Origin of the sequence: Pseudomonas sp. B21-012 (genome assembly GCF_024749305.1) — a bacterium.
GTDB lineage: Bacteria > Pseudomonadota > Gammaproteobacteria > Pseudomonadales > Pseudomonadaceae > Aquipseudomonas.
Map to the genome: position 1 here is coordinate 5,179,825 of NZ_CP087197.1, position 14,680 is coordinate 5,194,504.

A 14,680-nucleotide genomic window follows, 5' to 3' on the forward strand; every position below is an offset into this window, starting at 1 on the left:
AAAGGCACGCACGTTAGAGCGGCCAGTTCGGGGTCGAGCGTTGCACCAGCGCGGCGACGTCGACGCCACGGGGCAGTACGCCATACACCCGGCCATTGCCGCCCAGGCGGCTGGCAATAAAGGCATCGCTGACCGCGGCGTTACCGGCTTCGAGCAGCAGCTTGGCCTGCAGGCCGACGGCGATGTCTTCGGTGAGCTGGCGGGCGCGGTACTGGATGTCCGCGGTGTCGGCAAAGGCCGCCTTGAGGTTACCGATATGTGCGGCCAGGCGCGGGTCGCCGTGGCCATCACCGAGCTCGGCGAACAACGTGTCGAGCACACCTGGCTCCTTGGACAGTGCCCGCAACACATCCAGACACTGGACATTGCCCGAACCTTCCCAGGTCGAGTTGACCGGCGCTTCGCGGTACAGCCGCGGCAGGATGCTGTCTTCGACATAACCGGCGCCGCCCATGCATTCGGCCGCTTCGTTGATCATTGCCGGCGCACGCTTGCAGATCCAGTACTTGCCCACGGCGGTAATCAAGCGGGCAAAACGCGCCTGGTGCGGATCATCCGGCTGGTCGAGGGCACGGCCCATGCGCAGGCTCAGGGCCAGCGCCGCTTCGCTTTCCAGGGCCAGATCGGCCAACACGTTCTGCATCAATGGCTGCTCGGCCAGCAAGCGCCCGCCGACCTGGCGATGGGCACAATGATGGGCAGCCTGGGTCAGGGCCTGACGCATCAGGGCGCTGGAGCCGACCATGCAGTCGAAGCGGGTCATGGCCACCATCTCGATGATGGTCGGCACGCCGCGGCCTTCTTCGCCGATCATCCAGGCCAGAGCGCCACGGAACTCGACCTCGCTGGAGGCGTTGGAGCAGTTGCCGAGCTTGTTCTTCAGGCGCTGGATATAGAACTGGTTGCGGCTGTCATCCGGGCGGTGGCGCGGCAGCAGGAAGCAGCTCAAGCCCTTGTCAGTCTGCGCCAGGGTCAGGAAGGCATCACACATCGGCGCCGAACAGAACCATTTATGCCCGACCAGCTCATAGGCCTGGCCCGGGCCGGGCGCACCCACCGGATAGGCGCGGGTGGTGTTGGCACGCACATCGGTGCCGCCCTGCTTCTCGGTCATGGCCATGCCCAGGGTCACGCCGGCCTTGTGGCGATCGCCGAGGTTGCGCGGGTCGTATTCGGTGGCCAGCACTTTCGGCAGCCAGTACTCGGCCAGCTCAGGTTGCAGCTTGAGCGCCGGCACCGCGGCAAAGGTCATGGTCAGCGGGCAACCACTGCCGGCTTCGGCCTGGCTGTGCAGGTAGGTCATCGAGGCGCGGGCGACATGCGCGCCTTCACGCGGGTCGGTCCAGGGCAAGGACGGCAGGCCATGCTCGATGGCCGTGCGCATCAGTTCATGATAGGCCGGATGAAACTCCACCAGGTCGATGCGATGGCCATAACGGTCATGGCTGCTGAACTGCGGCTTGTTCTGGTTGGCCAGAAAGCCTGCGGCCATCAGCGGCCCGCCGGCCAGGGCACCGTACGCGTCGATGCGCTCCTGCGCCCAACCCGCCCCGTAGCGCCGCGACCATTCCTGCAGTGGCAGGTCGATGCGGTACAGGTTGGCCCCGTCCAGGGACGGTGGCTGGTTGGTGACCTCATGGGTTTCAGCGTACTGGTGCAGGTTCATCGAGGGGCCTCCTGGATCCTGGCGTGACTGAATTTTCAGTGAATCACGCCCTGCCCCCCTGTCAAAGTGACAAAAACGCCTAACTAGCCGTGGTTTAACCCTGGCCGAGGCATGCCCAACTGCGCCTGGGGCGGGCTCAAGGGCACGCTCAGGTTCAGCTCGAAACGGCTGCCCAGGCCCGGGTTGGATTCGTGCTGCAGGCGTGCACCGATCAACTCGACCAGCTGCCGGCAAATCGCCAGGCCAATGCCCAAGCCGCCGTATTCACGGGTCATCGAACCATCGACCTGGAAGAAGCGCTGGTACAGCGTGGCTTCGTCCAGGCAGTCAAAACCGATGCCGCTGTCGCTGACACTGATGCTCAGGCCCAACAGGTCCGGCCCCAGCCGTGTGCCGCGGGCCTGCAACATGACTCCACCCTGGTGGGTGAATTTGATGCCGTTGTCCATCAGGTAACCCAGGCACATGGCCAGCTTGTGTCGATCGCCGATCAGTACGTCAGGCAGCTCCGCCGGGATATCCAGGCTCAGGTACAAGCCCTTGGCCATGGCCGGCGCGGCGTATTCGGCACGCACTTCCTGCAGCAGCGAGCGCAGGCTGAACGGTGCATTTTGCGCGCTGAGGCGGCCGGCCTGCAGTTCGGTGAGGATGAGGATGTCATCGACCATGCCCATCATGTCCTGGGCCGCGGAGCTTGCGGTGTGCTGGTACTGGGCCAGCTCGCCGTCCAGCGACATGGTCTGCATCAGTTCCAGCGAACCGATCACACCGTTCATCGGCGTGCGCAGTTCGTGGGTGACGGTAGCCAGGAACTGGTCCTTGAGACGGTTGCTGTTGGCCAGCTCGATGTTCAGCTGTTCCAGGGTACGGCCGGTTTCGCGCAGGGTCCGGGCCTGCTCGTCGCGCATGCTGTTGATGCGGTCGGCCAGGGCCAGGGACAACAGGCCGACCTCCAGCGCCGAACCGATCTGGCTGGCATACATGGTCAGGAACACGTTCGGCAGGTAACCCAGCACCATCAGGGTGTTGACCAGGCCGCCGAGCAAGAACGCCGACCAGGCGATGATGAAGTAGCGGGCCACGCGCAAACCGCGGCGCCAGGCGAAAATCCCGGCGGCGAAAATGCACACGGTAAACAGCAGGGCCAAGGCGGTGGCCAGGCGCAGGGCAACACCGTAGCTGCTGGTCAGCGACAACAGCATGACCAGCGCGCCGCAGCCCATCAGCACCTTGAGCACTGCATCGAAGACACGGCTGTGATTGCGCAGTTGCAGGAAACTGCGGGCAAACTGGCAACCGAACAAACCTGCCGCGCCGATGAACATCGGCGTGGCGGCGTTCGCCCACCAGGGACTGTCCGGCCAGAAATACGCAACGCCGGCGCCGTTGACCGACACCTGGTACAGGCCGAACGAGGCGATGTAGAGGATGTAGTACAGGTAACTGGTGTCGCGTACGCTCAGGTAGATGAACAGGTTGTACACCAGCATCCCCAGCAATACGCCGTAGATCAGGCCCAACACGTACAAGCGGGTGGGCTGTGCTTCGAGGTAAGCCTGGGCCGACCACAGGGTCAGCGGCGCTTGCACCGAACCTTCGCTGTGCAGGCGCAAATAAGCGGTGGTGGTCTGGCCGGGGGTGAACGGTAATTCGAACAGGTAGTTGTTCTGTTTGATCTGCCGGCTGGCATAGGGCAAGGCGTCGCCGGTGCGCTGGGCCAGGTGGAAGGTGCCGCTGGCGTCGGCCAGGTAGAGTTCCAGGTGATCGAGCGGCGGGTAGGCCAGTTCCAGCAACCAGGCGCGGGGCGCAGCCGAGGGCAAGGCGGTGTAGCGCAGCTGGACTTTCAGCCAGAACACCGAGGTGGAGTAACCGGCGTTGAGGACCTCGGCCCGATGCGGGCGAAAATGCTCGGCGAACGAGGGCGCACTGACCTGCGCAATGCTGGCATTGCCATCGCGGTCTTCGAACACTTGCATCACTTGCCCCAGCGGCAAGCTGCGGGTGGAGTCGTCGAAATCGACCGCCGGGGCCAGTAACGGCAACCAGCCCAGCACAACAATCAGCAAATAGCGCATACAGCCCCAGCATGGCCTGTCCCGGTCGCGTCGCGTAGCCTCCTGTCCGTTTGAGGCGATGCAATCCGGCAGTAACCGTTATCGGTTTATTCGAGCACTCTAGCATAGCTTTCCGAGCCTGCCAGATGCCACTGAAAACTTTACGCCGAAGGCTCTAGAACGCCACTTTCAGCGATTTCACAAGTACAGTTCAAACGCCCGTTGAAAAATCCCCGGCGCCGGGGCGGACCCAGCAAAAGCGTTTGGTGATAAGCTCGCGCACCATGAATACCTACAGCTCCCGCCCCGTTGTCCTCTGTCTCTCCGGCCACGACCCCAGTGGCGGTGCCGGCTTGCAGGCAGATATCGAAGCCCTGATTGCGCAAGGCTGTCATGCCGCTCCGGCCGTGACCGCCCTGACCGTTCAGGATACCGTCAATGTCACTGACTTCCGTGTCCTCGACCGCGAGTGGGTACTGGCCCAGGCCAATGCCGTGCTTGCCGATTCGACCGTAGCGGCGGTCAAGCTGGGCATGCTCGGCTCGACCGAAATGGTCGATACCGTGGTCGAACTGCTCAGTGCCCACCCGCACCTGCCGCTGGTCTGCGACCCGGTCCTGCGCGCTGGCGGCGGTGGCCGCCTGGGCAAGGATGAAGTCGGCTACGCCATGCGCGAACGCCTGCTGCCGCTGGCAACCATTGCTACCCCCAACCTTCCCGAAGCGCGCATCCTGGCCGAGCTGCCCGACGGCAGCGCCGATGAATGCGCCGAAAAACTCCTGCCGTTTGTCAGACACCTGCTGATCACCGGCGGTCACGGTGACGAACACGAAATCCACAACCGCCTGTACAGCCGCGACGGCCAGCGTCATACCTGGACCTGCCAGCGCCTGCCCGGCAGCTACCACGGTTCCGGCTGCACCCTGGCCAGCGCCCTGGCCGGCCGCCTGGCCCTTGGCGAGCAACTGCAAAGCGCGGTGCGTTCGGCCCTGGACTACACCTGGCGGACCCTGCGCGACGCCGAGCAACTGGGCAAAGGCCAGTACGTGCCGCGCCGCCTGCCCCTGGATTTCTGTTCCTGATCTTCGCTTGAGGTCTACACCATGAAGTTACGCGGCCTGTATGCCATCACTGACAGCCAGTTGCTGGCCGGCAAGTTCCTGCCCTATGTCGAAGCGGCGCTTGAAGGCGGCGTGACCTTGCTGCAGTACCGTGACAAAAGCCAGGACGAGTCCCGTCGGCTGCGCGAAGCCGAAGCCCTGGCCGAGCTTTGCGCACGCTACAAGACCCAACTGATCATCAACGACGATGCCGAGCTGGCCGCGCGCCTGGGTGTCGGTGTGCACCTGGGCCAGACCGATGGCCCGCTGACGCCAGCGCGCACCCTGCTCGGCCGCGAAGCGATCATCGGCTCGACCTGCCATGCCCAGCTTGAGCTGGCCGAACAGGCCGCCCGCGAAGGCGCCAGCTACGTCGCCTTTGGCCGCTTCTTCAACTCGGTGACCAAGCCGGGCGTGCCCGCCGCCGACATCGCCTTGCTGGAACAAGCGCGCACCCGCATCAAGCTGCCGATCTGCGTGATCGGCGGCATCACCCTCGACAACGCCGCCCCGCTGGTCGCCCACGGCGCCGACCTGCTGGCGGTGATTCACGGCCTGTTCGGCGCCGACAGCACGCAGGAAGTCACCCGCCGTGCACGCGCCTTCAACGCCCTGTTCGCTTCTGCCTGATTGAGAGAGCCCATCATGTCTCGTTCCGAAACCCTGTTTGCCAACGCCCAGAAACACATCCCCGGTGGCGTCAACTCGCCGGTGCGGGCGTTCAAGAGCGTTGGCGGCACGCCACTGTTCTTCAAGCATGCCGCTGGCGCCTATGTCACCGATGAAGATGACAAACGCTACGTCGACTACGTTGGTTCCTGGGGCCCGATGATCCTTGGCCACAGCCACCCGGACGTGCTCGACTCGGTGCGCAAGCAGCTGGAACACGGCTTGTCTTACGGCGCGCCAACCGCCATGGAAACCGAAATGGCTGACCTGGTCTGCTCGATCGTGCCCTCGATGGAAATGGTCCGCATGGTCAGCTCCGGCACCGAAGCGACCATGAGCGCCATCCGTCTGGCCCGTGGCTACACCGGCCGCGACAGCATCATCAAGTTCGAAGGCTGCTACCACGGCCACTCCGACAGCCTGCTGGTCAAAGCTGGTTCCGGCCTGTTGACCCAGGGCGTGCCAAGCTCGGCCGGCGTGCCGGCAGCCTTTGCCAAACACACCCTGACCCTGCCGTTCAACGACATCGACGCGGTCGAGAAGATGCTCGCCGAAGTCGGCCAGGAGGTTGCCTGCATCATCGTCGAGCCGGTAGCCGGCAACATGAACTGCGTACCGCCGGCGCCGGGCTTCCTCGAAGGCCTGCGCACCCTGTGCGACAAGCACGGCGTGGTGCTGATTTTCGACGAAGTGATGACCGGTTTTCGCGTCGCCCTGGGTGGCGCCCAGGCACACTACGGCGTTACCCCGGACCTGTCGACCTTCGGCAAGATCGTCGGCGGCGGCATGCCGGTGGGCTGCTTCGGCGGCAAGCGCAAGATCATGGAACAGATCGCGCCGCTGGGCCCGGTCTACCAGGCCGGCACCCTGTCGGGCAACCCGCTGGCCATGGCCGCCGGCCTGACCACCCTCAAGCTGATCAGCCGCCCGGGCTTTCATGACGAGCTGAGCGCCTTCACCAGCCGCCTGCTCGATGGCCTGCAACAGCGCGCCGATGCTGCTGGCATCCCGTTCGTCACCACCCAGGCCGGTGGCATGTTCGGCCTGTACTTCAGTGGCGCCGACGATATCGTTACTTTCGATGACGTCATGGCCAGCGATGCCGAGCGCTTCAAGCGCTTCTTCCACCTGATGCTCGAAGGTGGCGTGTACCTGGCGCCAAGCGCCTTCGAAGCCGGCTTTACCTCGATCGCCCACGGTGACACCGAGCTGCAGATCACCCTGGATGCGGCTGAGAAGGCGTTTGCCAAGCTGTAATTCAGTGGACCATCGCGGGGCAATCGTGCGCCTGCAGGCGCACGATTGCCCCGCGATGGGGCCTTGCAAAGCAGAAAATCGAGTAAAGACTTTGTAAGGTAGGCGCTGCTTATCCCATAATGTGCCACCAGACACTTTGGCCGCAGCTTTGCAGAGGTATGTCGATCCCCATGAACCGCACCGGCCGCGCCCTCGCCCTGGGCTGCCTGTTGCTTCTTCAGCCCCTGCTGGCCACGGCAGGCGGTAACTCGTTGCTGATTCCGGCAACGGGCCGCTGCAACCTCGATTCCCAGCCCGAAGACCTGCCGCAAGCCCTCGCCGCCTGCCAGGACGCGGCAAAGTCCGGGGATGCCCAGGCCCAGTACGAGTTGGGTGAGTTCTACTACGAGGGCACCAACACCCCGCGCGACCTCAACCAGGCCCTGAGCTACTTCGAGCAAGCCTCGCTGCAAGGCCACGCCGAGGCGCAATACCGCCTGGGCAGCATGTTCTACAAGGGTGAAGGTGTGGCGGCCAACAATGTGCAGGCCTACATCGTGCTGAAGATGGCGGCGGTCAACGGCGCCGAAGATGCCCTGGACATGGCCGACGAGGTGTCTGCGAAGATGCCCCGCGATGAACTGGAAGTCGCCACCCAGGTGCTGGGGCAGATTTTCCGCAAGTACCTGCTGGAGCTGCAGACCGCCGAAGGCCGCACGCCCTTCTCGCCGCTGCCCTGATCCCCGCTTACTTTTCCGGCATTGGCATCGGGAATGGCATTACATTGCCAGTACCGCGTGCTTCGCTGATCTTCGGCGTGCCCAGACGCTCCACCTCGTCGATACGCACGATCGAATGCATCGGCACAAAGCTGCGCACCACGCCTTCGAACTGGGCCTTGAGCTTTTCTTCGCTCGGGTCGACCACCACCTGGGTGCGCTCGCCAAAGACAAACTCCTCGACCTCAAGGAAGCCCCACAGATCGCTTTGGTAGATCTGTTTGGCGTACATCTCGTACACCTGGCCCTGGTTGAGAAAGATCACTTTGTAGATCGGAGCTTCGCGTTTGGTCATTTTGGGCGGGGACAATCAAGGGTGGTAAAGAAGTCGCAAACTATAACATAGGCACCGGGCCGACAACGCTAGGATCCACGGCGCCGGCCCCTTATAATGTGCGGTTCTTCGAATTACCAGATGATCTCCCATGGCCAAGAAGCTTTACATCGAAACCCACGGTTGCCAGATGAACGAGTACGACAGCTCGCGCATGGTCGATCTGCTGGGTGAACATCAAGCCCTTGAAGTCACGGCCCGCGCCGAAGACGCCGACGTCATCCTGCTCAACACCTGCTCGATCCGCGAGCGTGCCCAGGACCGGGTGTACTCCCAGCTGGGCCGCTGGCGTGAACTCAAGGACCTCAAACCGGACATGGTCATCGCCGTCGGCGGCTGCGTGGCCAGCCAGGAAGGCGAGTCGATCCGCAAGCGCGCGCCATATGTCGACGTGGTCTTCGGCCCGCAGACCCTGCACCGCCTGCCGGAGATGATCGACGCCGCACGCACCACGCGCCTGCCGCAGGTCGATGTGTCGTTCCCGGAGATCGAAAAATTCGACCACCTGCCCGAGCCACGCATCGACGGCCCCACCGCCTATGTCTCAGTGATGGAAGGCTGCAGCAAGTACTGCACCTTCTGCGTGGTGCCCTACACCCGCGGCGAGGAAGTCAGCCGGCCGTTCGACGACGTGCTGGCCGAGGTCATCCACCTGGCCGAGAACGGCGTGCGTGAAGTCACCCTGTTGGGGCAGAACGTCAACGGCTACCGCGGCCAGACCCACGACGGCCGCCTTGCCGACCTTGCCGAGCTGATCCGCGTGGTCGCCGCCGTCGATGGCATCGAGCGCATCCGCTACACCACCTCGCACCCGCTGGAATTTTCCGACAGCCTGATCCAGGCCCACGCCGAGGTGCCGGAGCTGGTCAAGCACCTGCACCTGCCGGTGCAATCGGGCTCCGACCGGGTGCTGGCGGCGATGAAGCGCAACCACACCGTCCTCGAGTACAAGTCCAAGCTGCGCAAGCTCAAGGCGGCGGTACCGGGCATCTGCATCAGCTCGGACTTCATTGTCGGCTTCCCCGGCGAAACCGAGAAAGACTTCGAGCAGACCATGAAGCTGGTGGCCGACGTCGGTTTCGATTTTTCCTACTCGTTCGTCTACAGCCAGCGCCCGGGCACCCCGGCCTCGGACTTGCCGGACGAAACCCCGGAAGAACTGAAAAAAGAGCGCCTCAAGGCCCTGCAGCACCGCCTCGACACCCAGGGCTTCGAGATCAGCCGACAAATGGTCGGTACGGTCCAGCGCATTCTGGTCACCGACTACTCGCGCCGCGATCCTGGCCAGTTGCAGGGGCGTACCGAGAATAATCGTATCGTCAACTTTCGCTGCGACAATCCCAAGCTGATCGGCCAGTTCGTCGATATCCATATCGACGACGCGCGCCCACACTCGCTGTTCGGCTCGCTGGCCCACTGAGCTGTCCTGCCGGGCCTGGTTACAGGCCCGGCGACCCTTGATCGTTTCAGCGCTTTCGCCCTGCAGCGGCTAGGGTTATCCTTGAGACCATATCCTTTGCCGTTGGGCGGCTGAAAAACGACCTTGAACGCACCTATCGAACCACATCGTTTCATCCTCGAGCCTTTCGAGGCCCATCGCTTCGCCAACCTGTGCGGGCAGTTCGACGAGCATTTGCGCCTGATCGAACAGCGCCTGGCCATCGAAATCCGCAACCGCGGCAATCAGTTCGAACTGATCGGCGAACCCAAGCACACCTCCTCTGCCGAGCAACTGCTGCGCCGCCTCTATCGCGAGGCCAAGGCCACCGAGCTGTCGCCGGAAATGGTCCACCTGTACCTGCAGGAATCGGCCGTCGAAGAGCTGGAGAACCCGGCCGTCAACGAAGTCAGTGTTTCCTTGCGCACGCGCAAGGGCATGATTCGTCCGCGCGGGCTGAACCAGCAGCGCTACGTGAAGGAAATCCTCGGCAACGACATCAACTTCGGCATCGGCCCGGCCGGTACCGGCAAGACCTACCTGGCCGTGGCCTGCGCGGTTGATGCCCTGGAGCGTGAACAGGTGCGACGCATCCTGCTGGTGCGTCCGGCGGTCGAAGCGGGTGAAAAACTCGGCTTCCTGCCCGGCGACCTGGCACAGAAGATCGACCCGTACCTGCGCCCGCTGTATGACGCGCTGTACGAGATGCTCGGCTTTGAACACGTGGCCAAGCTGATCGAACGCCAGGTGATCGAGATCGCGCCGCTGGCCTACATGCGCGGGCGCACCCTGAACAACAGCTTCATCATCCTCGACGAAAGCCAGAACACCACGGTCGAGCAGATGAAGATGTTCCTCACCCGCATTGGGTTCGGTTCCACCGCGGTGATCACCGGTGACATCACCCAGGTCGACCTGCCGCGTGGCACCAAGTCGGGCCTGGCCCATGTCATCGAGGTGCTCAAGGGCGTGCCGGGCATCAGCTTTACGCACTTCCAGCCCAAGGACGTGGTCCGCCACCCGTTGGTGCAGCGCATTGTCGAGGCCTACGAGCGCTTCGACAGCCAGCAGCAGAACCCGACCGAAGGCAAACACCGCGATGCTTGAGCTCGATCTGCAGCTGGCAAGCGATGCGAACCACCCGACCGAAGATCAATTCCGCCAATGGTGCGAGCTGGCCCTGCGCCAGCGCACGGCCGACTCGGAAATGACCATCCGTCTGGTCGATGAAGCCGAAGGCCGCGAACTGAATCACACCTGGCGGCACAAAGACTACGCCACCAACGTGCTGTCGTTCCCGGCCGATGTGCCTGACGAGTTGCTCGACATTCCGCTGCTCGGCGACCTGGTGATCTGCATCGCCGTGGTCGAACGCGAGGCTGTCGAACAGGGCAAGGCGCTCGAGGCCCACTGGGCGCACCTGGTCATCCATGGCTGCCTGCACCTGCTGGGCTACGACCACATCGACGACGATGAGGCCGAGGAAATGGAAGCACTGGAACGAACGTTGCTTGCTGAACTGGGTCATCCGGACCCGTACGCCGACGACGAACACGACGACAATTCAACACTGATATCTGCAAAGGATCACGAGTAACCGCCATGAGCGAAGATCGATCGAGCAACGGGCAAAAGTCCTGGCTGGGCAAACTGACCCAGGCTTTTGCCCACGAGCCGAAAAACCGTCAGGAGCTGCTTGAGCTGCTGCGCGAAGCCCATCAGAACAAGCTGCTCGACAGCGAGGCGCTGACCATTGTCGAGGGCGCCATCCAGGTCGCCGACCTGCAGGTGCGCGACATCATGGTGCCGCGCTCGCAGATGATGAGCATCAAGGCGACCCAGTCGCCGCGTGAGTTCCTGCCGGCGGTGATCGACGCCGCCCACTCGCGCTACCCGGTGGTCGGCGAAAGCCACGATGACGTGCTCGGCGTGCTGCTGGCCAAAGACCTGCTGCCGTTGATCCTCAAGGAGAACGGCGACAGCTTCAACATCAAGGACCTGCTGCGCCCGGCCACCTTCGTGCCCGAGTCCAAGCGCCTGAACGTGCTGCTGCGCGAGTTTCGCGCCAACCACAACCACATGGCCATCGTCATCGACGAGTACGGCGGCGTGGCGGGCCTGGTGACCATCGAAGACGTCCTCGAGCAAATCGTCGGCGACATCGAAGACGAGCATGACGTCGAGGAAGACAGCTACATCAAGCCACTGCCCAGCGGCGACTTCCTGATCAAGGCGCTGACGCCGATCGAGAACTTCAACGAGTTCTTCGACAGCCAGTTCTCCGACGACGAGTTCGACACCGTCGGCGGCCTGGTGATGAGCGCCTTCGGCCACCTGCCCAAGCGTAACGAGACCACCGAGATCGGCCCGTACCGTTTCCGTATTCTCAACGCCGACAGCCGCCGGATTCACCTGCTGCGTCTGACCCCTATCACCCGTTAAGGACAACCATGCGCTGGATCACCCGCCCCGGCTGGCCCGGTAACCTGCTGGCCGTGGCGGCCGGTGCAATCACCACCCTGGCCCTGGCGCCGTTCGACATCTGGCCGCTGGCATTGCTTGCGGCCGGCCTGTTCTACCTCGGCCTGCGCGAGCTCAGCCCGCGCCAGGCCCTGGGCCGCGGCTGGTGCTTCGGCTTTGGCCTGTACGCCGCCGGCACCAGCTGGATCTACGTCAGCATCAATACCTACGGCGGCGCCACGCCGCTGCTGGCCACCGGGCTGTTGCTGGCGTTCTTTGCCGCCATTGCCTGGTTCTTCGCCCTGCCCGCCTGGCTCTGGGCGCGCTGGCTACGGCGCAACGAGGCGCCGTTGGCCGATGCTCTGTGCTTCGCCGCCTTATGGGTCGGCCAGGAGGCGTTCCGCGGCTGGTTCCTTACCGGTTTCCCCTGGCTGTACTCCGGTTACAGCCAGCTCGACGGCCCGCTGTCGGGCCTGGCGCCGCTGGGCGGCATGTGGCTGATCTCGTTCTGCCTGGCGCTGTGCGCGGCGCTGCTGTGCAACCTGCCACGCCTGCGCGCGCGCACGTCGTTTCTGGCGGTGGCCGTGGTCTTGCTGCTGGCGCCCTGGGCCATCGGCCTGGCGCTGAAAAACCACGCCTGGACCAGCCCGGCGGGCAAGCCGCTGACCGTTGCTGCGCTGCAAGGCAACGTCGAGCAGGAAATGAAGTGGAACCCCGAACACGTCAACGCTCAACTGGCCCTGTACCGCGACATGAGCTTCAGCTCCAAGCCGGTCGACCTGCTGGTGTGGCCGGAAACCGCGGTGCCGATCCTCAAGGACCAGGCCCAGGGCTACCTGGACATGATGGGCAACTTCGCCGCCGAGCGTAATACCGCCTTGATCACCGGGGTTCCGGTACGTGAAGTGGTGCACGAGCAACGCCGCTATTACAACGGCATCACTGTCACCGGCGAAGGCGATGGCACCTACCTCAAGCAGAAACTGGTGCCATTTGGCGAGTACGTGCCGCTGCAGGACATGCTCCGTGGCCTGATCGCCTTCTTTGACCTGCCAATGTCGGACTTCGCCCGTGGCCCGGCCGATCAGCCACTGTTGCAGGCCAAGGGCTATCAAATCGCGCCGTACATCTGCTACGAAGTGGTTTATCCGGAGTTTGCCGCAAGCCTGGCGGCCCGCAGCGATATCCTCCTGACCATCAGCAACGACACCTGGTTCGGCACCTCGATCGGCCCCCTGCAGCACCTGCAGATGGCGCAGATGCGTGCCCTGGAAGCCGGCCGCTGGATGATCCGCGCCACCAACAACGGTGTCACCGGCCTGATCGACCCGTTCGGGCGCATCACCGCACAGATCCCGCAGTTCGAGCGTGGCATCCTCTATGGCGAAGTGGTGCCGATGCAGCAACTCACCCCGTACCTGCAGTGGCGCTCCTGGCCACTGGTGATTCTCTGCGCGCTGCTGCTGGGCTGGGCCCTGCTGGCCAGCCGGATCGCCAAGACCGTCTAGTAGAACAGCTTGTAGCCGAGCAGGCCGACTGCCTCATTGAGCAGTTGGCCGCTCTGCCACAACGACTTGCCTTCCGGCAGCCAGCCACCGAAGGGCCGGGCATGGTCACGACCCAGAAAGCCCACCGGTGCCGGCACCACGACAAACCCCGCCTGCTCGAAGCTCCAGCGTGAACGCTGCATGTGCCAGGCCTGGGTCACCACCACTACGCGCTTGATCCCCAGAGGCTGCAACAACTCGGCACTCATCTGCGCGTTTTCCCAGGTGGTACGGCTGCGCTCTTCCTTCCAGCGCACGCTGACCCCGAGGTCTCGCTGCAAGGAATCGGCCATCAGCTGCGCTTCGCTGGGCGGCGTACCGTAATGCAGGCCGCCGCTGGTCAGCACCGGCAAGCCCGAAGCCTTGGCCAGTTGCGCCGCGTAACGCATGCGCTCCATGGCCACGCCCGTGGGCTGGTCCTGCGAGTCCCAGGCAGGGTCGCCGCGCTCGCGCCCGGCCCCGAGGATGACGATGGCATCGGCCTGCTGCGCAAGCCCCGCCCACTGGCTGCTGGCCAGGGCCGGCTCGCTTTCCAGTTGCCGGGCAGCCTGCTCCACCACGATCGGCAGGCTCATCAGCCACAAGCCGCCCAGGCCCAGGACAAAGCACAGGGTCGACAGCCGCGGCCAGGAATTGCGCAGCCACCAGGCAGCAATCAGCAAAAGAAACAGGATGCCGGGCGGCATGATCATTTGTTTGATGAGATAGCGAATGGGCACAGGACACCTCCTTGGAGGTGCGCAGCCTAAGAGGAACGGCACCTGGCAACAATAGTCAGGTGCCGCTCCGGGAAGTTTTTGCTGCAGTGGCGCACTCCGCCTTGCGCCGGAAAAACCCGAACAGCTACTTGAAATGCAGCGTCCTGGACTTCGCTGTGGTAGCGGAGCGCTTGTCCTTGAGCCAGACAACTCTGGCCGCAGGTGGCGTCTCCACGTGTGGCAATGCGCCGACGCGTCCATGCCCGCCCTCCGGAAGGGATTCCAGATAGGCCTTGATCACTTCGAATTCAGCGCGGCTCAAACCACGCAACTCCAATTCAGCAGGCACTTCATCGCGTAATCGAACGGAGGTTCTGGCGACCTCGAGGGCCAGGCCCAGACGATCGATCAGCCGTTCGTAAAGCTCCGGTTTGGTTACTTGTTGCTGCGACTCTCCCATCCGTTCACCTCATTGAAGATAAATATATCTCCCCCCACACATGAGCTTAGCGTTACTCGCAAAAGCAGCCGGACGCCGCGACCAACGGCCCGCCGCGCCAAAGGCGGTGCAATCAGGGTTTCCCTCGGTGGACAGGGGTCATGTATGCTAGGGCGTTCACCATACTTGACACCGGATTGCCGATGCAGCGGTTTGATCGCTGCCTGGATAAGGTCTCCCATTTCTCAGCGCAAAGTAGC

The 14,680-nt window shown here is 63.6% G+C and carries 14 protein-coding genes; 9 read left to right on the top strand and 5 right to left on the bottom strand.

Annotated features, from left to right (window positions below):
- Nucleotides 1-13 precede the first annotated feature (13 nt).
- Nucleotides 14-1,666, bottom strand: coding sequence for an acyl-CoA dehydrogenase family protein (locus LOY37_RS23735; RefSeq protein WP_258715855.1), 1,653 nt, complete (start codon nucleotides 1,664-1,666; stop codon nucleotides 14-16).
- Nucleotides 1,667-1,749: 83 nt separating this feature from the next.
- Nucleotides 1,750-3,741: a hybrid sensor histidine kinase/response regulator gene (locus LOY37_RS23740; protein WP_258715856.1), complete on the bottom strand. Its 1,992-nt coding sequence runs from the start codon at nucleotides 3,739-3,741 to the stop codon at nucleotides 1,750-1,752.
- Between the two features lie 263 nt (nucleotides 3,742-4,004).
- On the opposite strand from LOY37_RS23740, the gene LOY37_RS23745 reads away from it, so the two are divergent.
- From LOY37_RS23745 to LOY37_RS23760, 4 genes are all read left to right on the top strand, one after another.
- Nucleotides 4,005-4,802, top strand: coding sequence for a hydroxymethylpyrimidine/phosphomethylpyrimidine kinase (locus tag LOY37_RS23745; protein WP_045199832.1), 798 nt, complete (start codon nucleotides 4,005-4,007; stop codon nucleotides 4,800-4,802).
- 21 nt (nucleotides 4,803-4,823) lie between these two features.
- On the top strand, nucleotides 4,824-5,450 hold the full coding sequence (thiE, locus tag LOY37_RS23750) for a thiamine phosphate synthase (protein ID WP_093379204.1): 627 nt from the start codon (nucleotides 4,824-4,826) through the stop codon (nucleotides 5,448-5,450).
- A gap of 15 nt (nucleotides 5,451-5,465) precedes the next feature.
- Complete coding sequence (hemL, locus tag LOY37_RS23755) at nucleotides 5,466-6,746, top strand: glutamate-1-semialdehyde 2,1-aminomutase (RefSeq protein ID WP_045199836.1); 1,281 nt, start codon at nucleotides 5,466-5,468, stop codon at nucleotides 6,744-6,746.
- A 170-nt stretch (nucleotides 6,747-6,916) separates the two neighbouring features.
- Nucleotides 6,917-7,465 (top strand): tetratricopeptide repeat protein, encoded by a 549-nt coding sequence (locus LOY37_RS23760; protein ID WP_258715857.1) that lies wholly within the window; start codon nucleotides 6,917-6,919, stop codon nucleotides 7,463-7,465.
- 7 nt (nucleotides 7,466-7,472) lie between these two features.
- Here the strand turns inward: LOY37_RS23760 and LOY37_RS23765 are convergent, their stop codons facing one another.
- Entirely contained in the window at nucleotides 7,473-7,799 is a 327-nt protein-coding gene (locus LOY37_RS23765) for a DUF1820 family protein (RefSeq protein WP_010222917.1), read from the bottom strand.
- 130 nt (nucleotides 7,800-7,929) lie between these two features.
- Between LOY37_RS23765 and miaB the strand changes: the two genes are divergently transcribed.
- The 5 genes from miaB (at nucleotide 7,930) to lnt (ending at nucleotide 13,244) form a co-directional block, all read left to right on the top strand.
- Nucleotides 7,930-9,258: a tRNA (N6-isopentenyl adenosine(37)-C2)-methylthiotransferase MiaB gene (miaB, locus tag LOY37_RS23770; RefSeq protein ID WP_045199840.1), complete on the top strand. Its 1,329-nt coding sequence runs from the start codon at nucleotides 7,930-7,932 to the stop codon at nucleotides 9,256-9,258.
- A gap of 123 nt (nucleotides 9,259-9,381) precedes the next feature.
- A complete protein-coding gene (locus tag LOY37_RS23775; protein ID WP_045199842.1) occupies nucleotides 9,382-10,383 on the top strand; it encodes a PhoH family protein in 1,002 nt (333 codons plus the stop codon).
- A complete protein-coding gene (gene ybeY, locus LOY37_RS23780; protein ID WP_045199843.1) occupies nucleotides 10,376-10,873 on the top strand; it encodes an rRNA maturation RNase YbeY in 498 nt (165 codons plus the stop codon). The genes LOY37_RS23775 and ybeY overlap by 8 nt, the downstream gene beginning before the upstream one ends.
- Before the next feature lie 5 nt (nucleotides 10,874-10,878).
- Nucleotides 10,879-11,718: an HlyC/CorC family transporter gene (locus tag LOY37_RS23785; protein WP_010222913.1), complete on the top strand. Its 840-nt coding sequence runs from the start codon at nucleotides 10,879-10,881 to the stop codon at nucleotides 11,716-11,718.
- A gap of 8 nt (nucleotides 11,719-11,726) precedes the next feature.
- The gene (lnt, locus tag LOY37_RS23790; protein ID WP_045199845.1) at nucleotides 11,727-13,244 is read left to right on the top strand and encodes an apolipoprotein N-acyltransferase; all 1,518 of its coding nucleotides are present in this window, start codon (nucleotides 11,727-11,729) and stop codon (nucleotides 13,242-13,244) included.
- Here the strand turns inward: lnt and LOY37_RS23795 are convergent.
- Both LOY37_RS23795 and LOY37_RS23800 read right to left on the bottom strand, forming a co-directional pair.
- Complete coding sequence (locus LOY37_RS23795; RefSeq protein ID WP_045199847.1) at nucleotides 13,241-14,002, bottom strand: YdcF family protein; 762 nt, start codon at nucleotides 14,000-14,002, stop codon at nucleotides 13,241-13,243. The genes lnt and LOY37_RS23795 overlap by 4 nt on opposite strands.
- A gap of 124 nt (nucleotides 14,003-14,126) precedes the next feature.
- Nucleotides 14,127-14,441 (bottom strand): hypothetical protein, encoded by a 315-nt coding sequence (locus tag LOY37_RS23800; RefSeq protein WP_045199850.1) that lies wholly within the window; start codon nucleotides 14,439-14,441, stop codon nucleotides 14,127-14,129.
- Nucleotides 14,442-14,680: the final 239 nt, after the last annotated feature.

Bases quoted from the DNA above. Each gene is read 5' to 3' on its own strand.
- LOY37_RS23735 (WP_258715855.1), bottom strand. From the start codon at position 1,666: ATGAACCTGCACCAGTACGCTGAAACCCATGAGGTCACCAACCAGCCA.
- miaB (WP_045199840.1), top strand. From the start codon at position 7,930: ATGGCCAAGAAGCTTTACATCGAAACCCACGGTTGCCAGATGAACGAG.
- LOY37_RS23760 (WP_258715857.1), top strand. From the start codon at position 6,917: ATGAACCGCACCGGCCGCGCCCTCGCCCTGGGCTGCCTGTTGCTTCTT.
- LOY37_RS23740 (WP_258715856.1), bottom strand. From the start codon at position 3,741: ATGCGCTATTTGCTGATTGTTGTGCTGGGCTGGTTGCCGTTACTGGCC.
- LOY37_RS23765 (WP_010222917.1), bottom strand. From the start codon at position 7,799: ATGACCAAACGCGAAGCTCCGATCTACAAAGTGATCTTTCTCAACCAG.
- lnt (WP_045199845.1), top strand. From the start codon at position 11,727: ATGCGCTGGATCACCCGCCCCGGCTGGCCCGGTAACCTGCTGGCCGTG.
- hemL (WP_045199836.1), top strand. From the start codon at position 5,466: ATGTCTCGTTCCGAAACCCTGTTTGCCAACGCCCAGAAACACATCCCC.
- ybeY (WP_045199843.1), top strand. From the start codon at position 10,376: ATGCTTGAGCTCGATCTGCAGCTGGCAAGCGATGCGAACCACCCGACC.
- LOY37_RS23785 (WP_010222913.1), top strand. From the start codon at position 10,879: ATGAGCGAAGATCGATCGAGCAACGGGCAAAAGTCCTGGCTGGGCAAA.
- LOY37_RS23800 (WP_045199850.1), bottom strand. From the start codon at position 14,441: ATGGGAGAGTCGCAGCAACAAGTAACCAAACCGGAGCTTTACGAACGG.
- LOY37_RS23745 (WP_045199832.1), top strand. From the start codon at position 4,005: ATGAATACCTACAGCTCCCGCCCCGTTGTCCTCTGTCTCTCCGGCCAC.
- thiE (WP_093379204.1), top strand. From the start codon at position 4,824: ATGAAGTTACGCGGCCTGTATGCCATCACTGACAGCCAGTTGCTGGCC.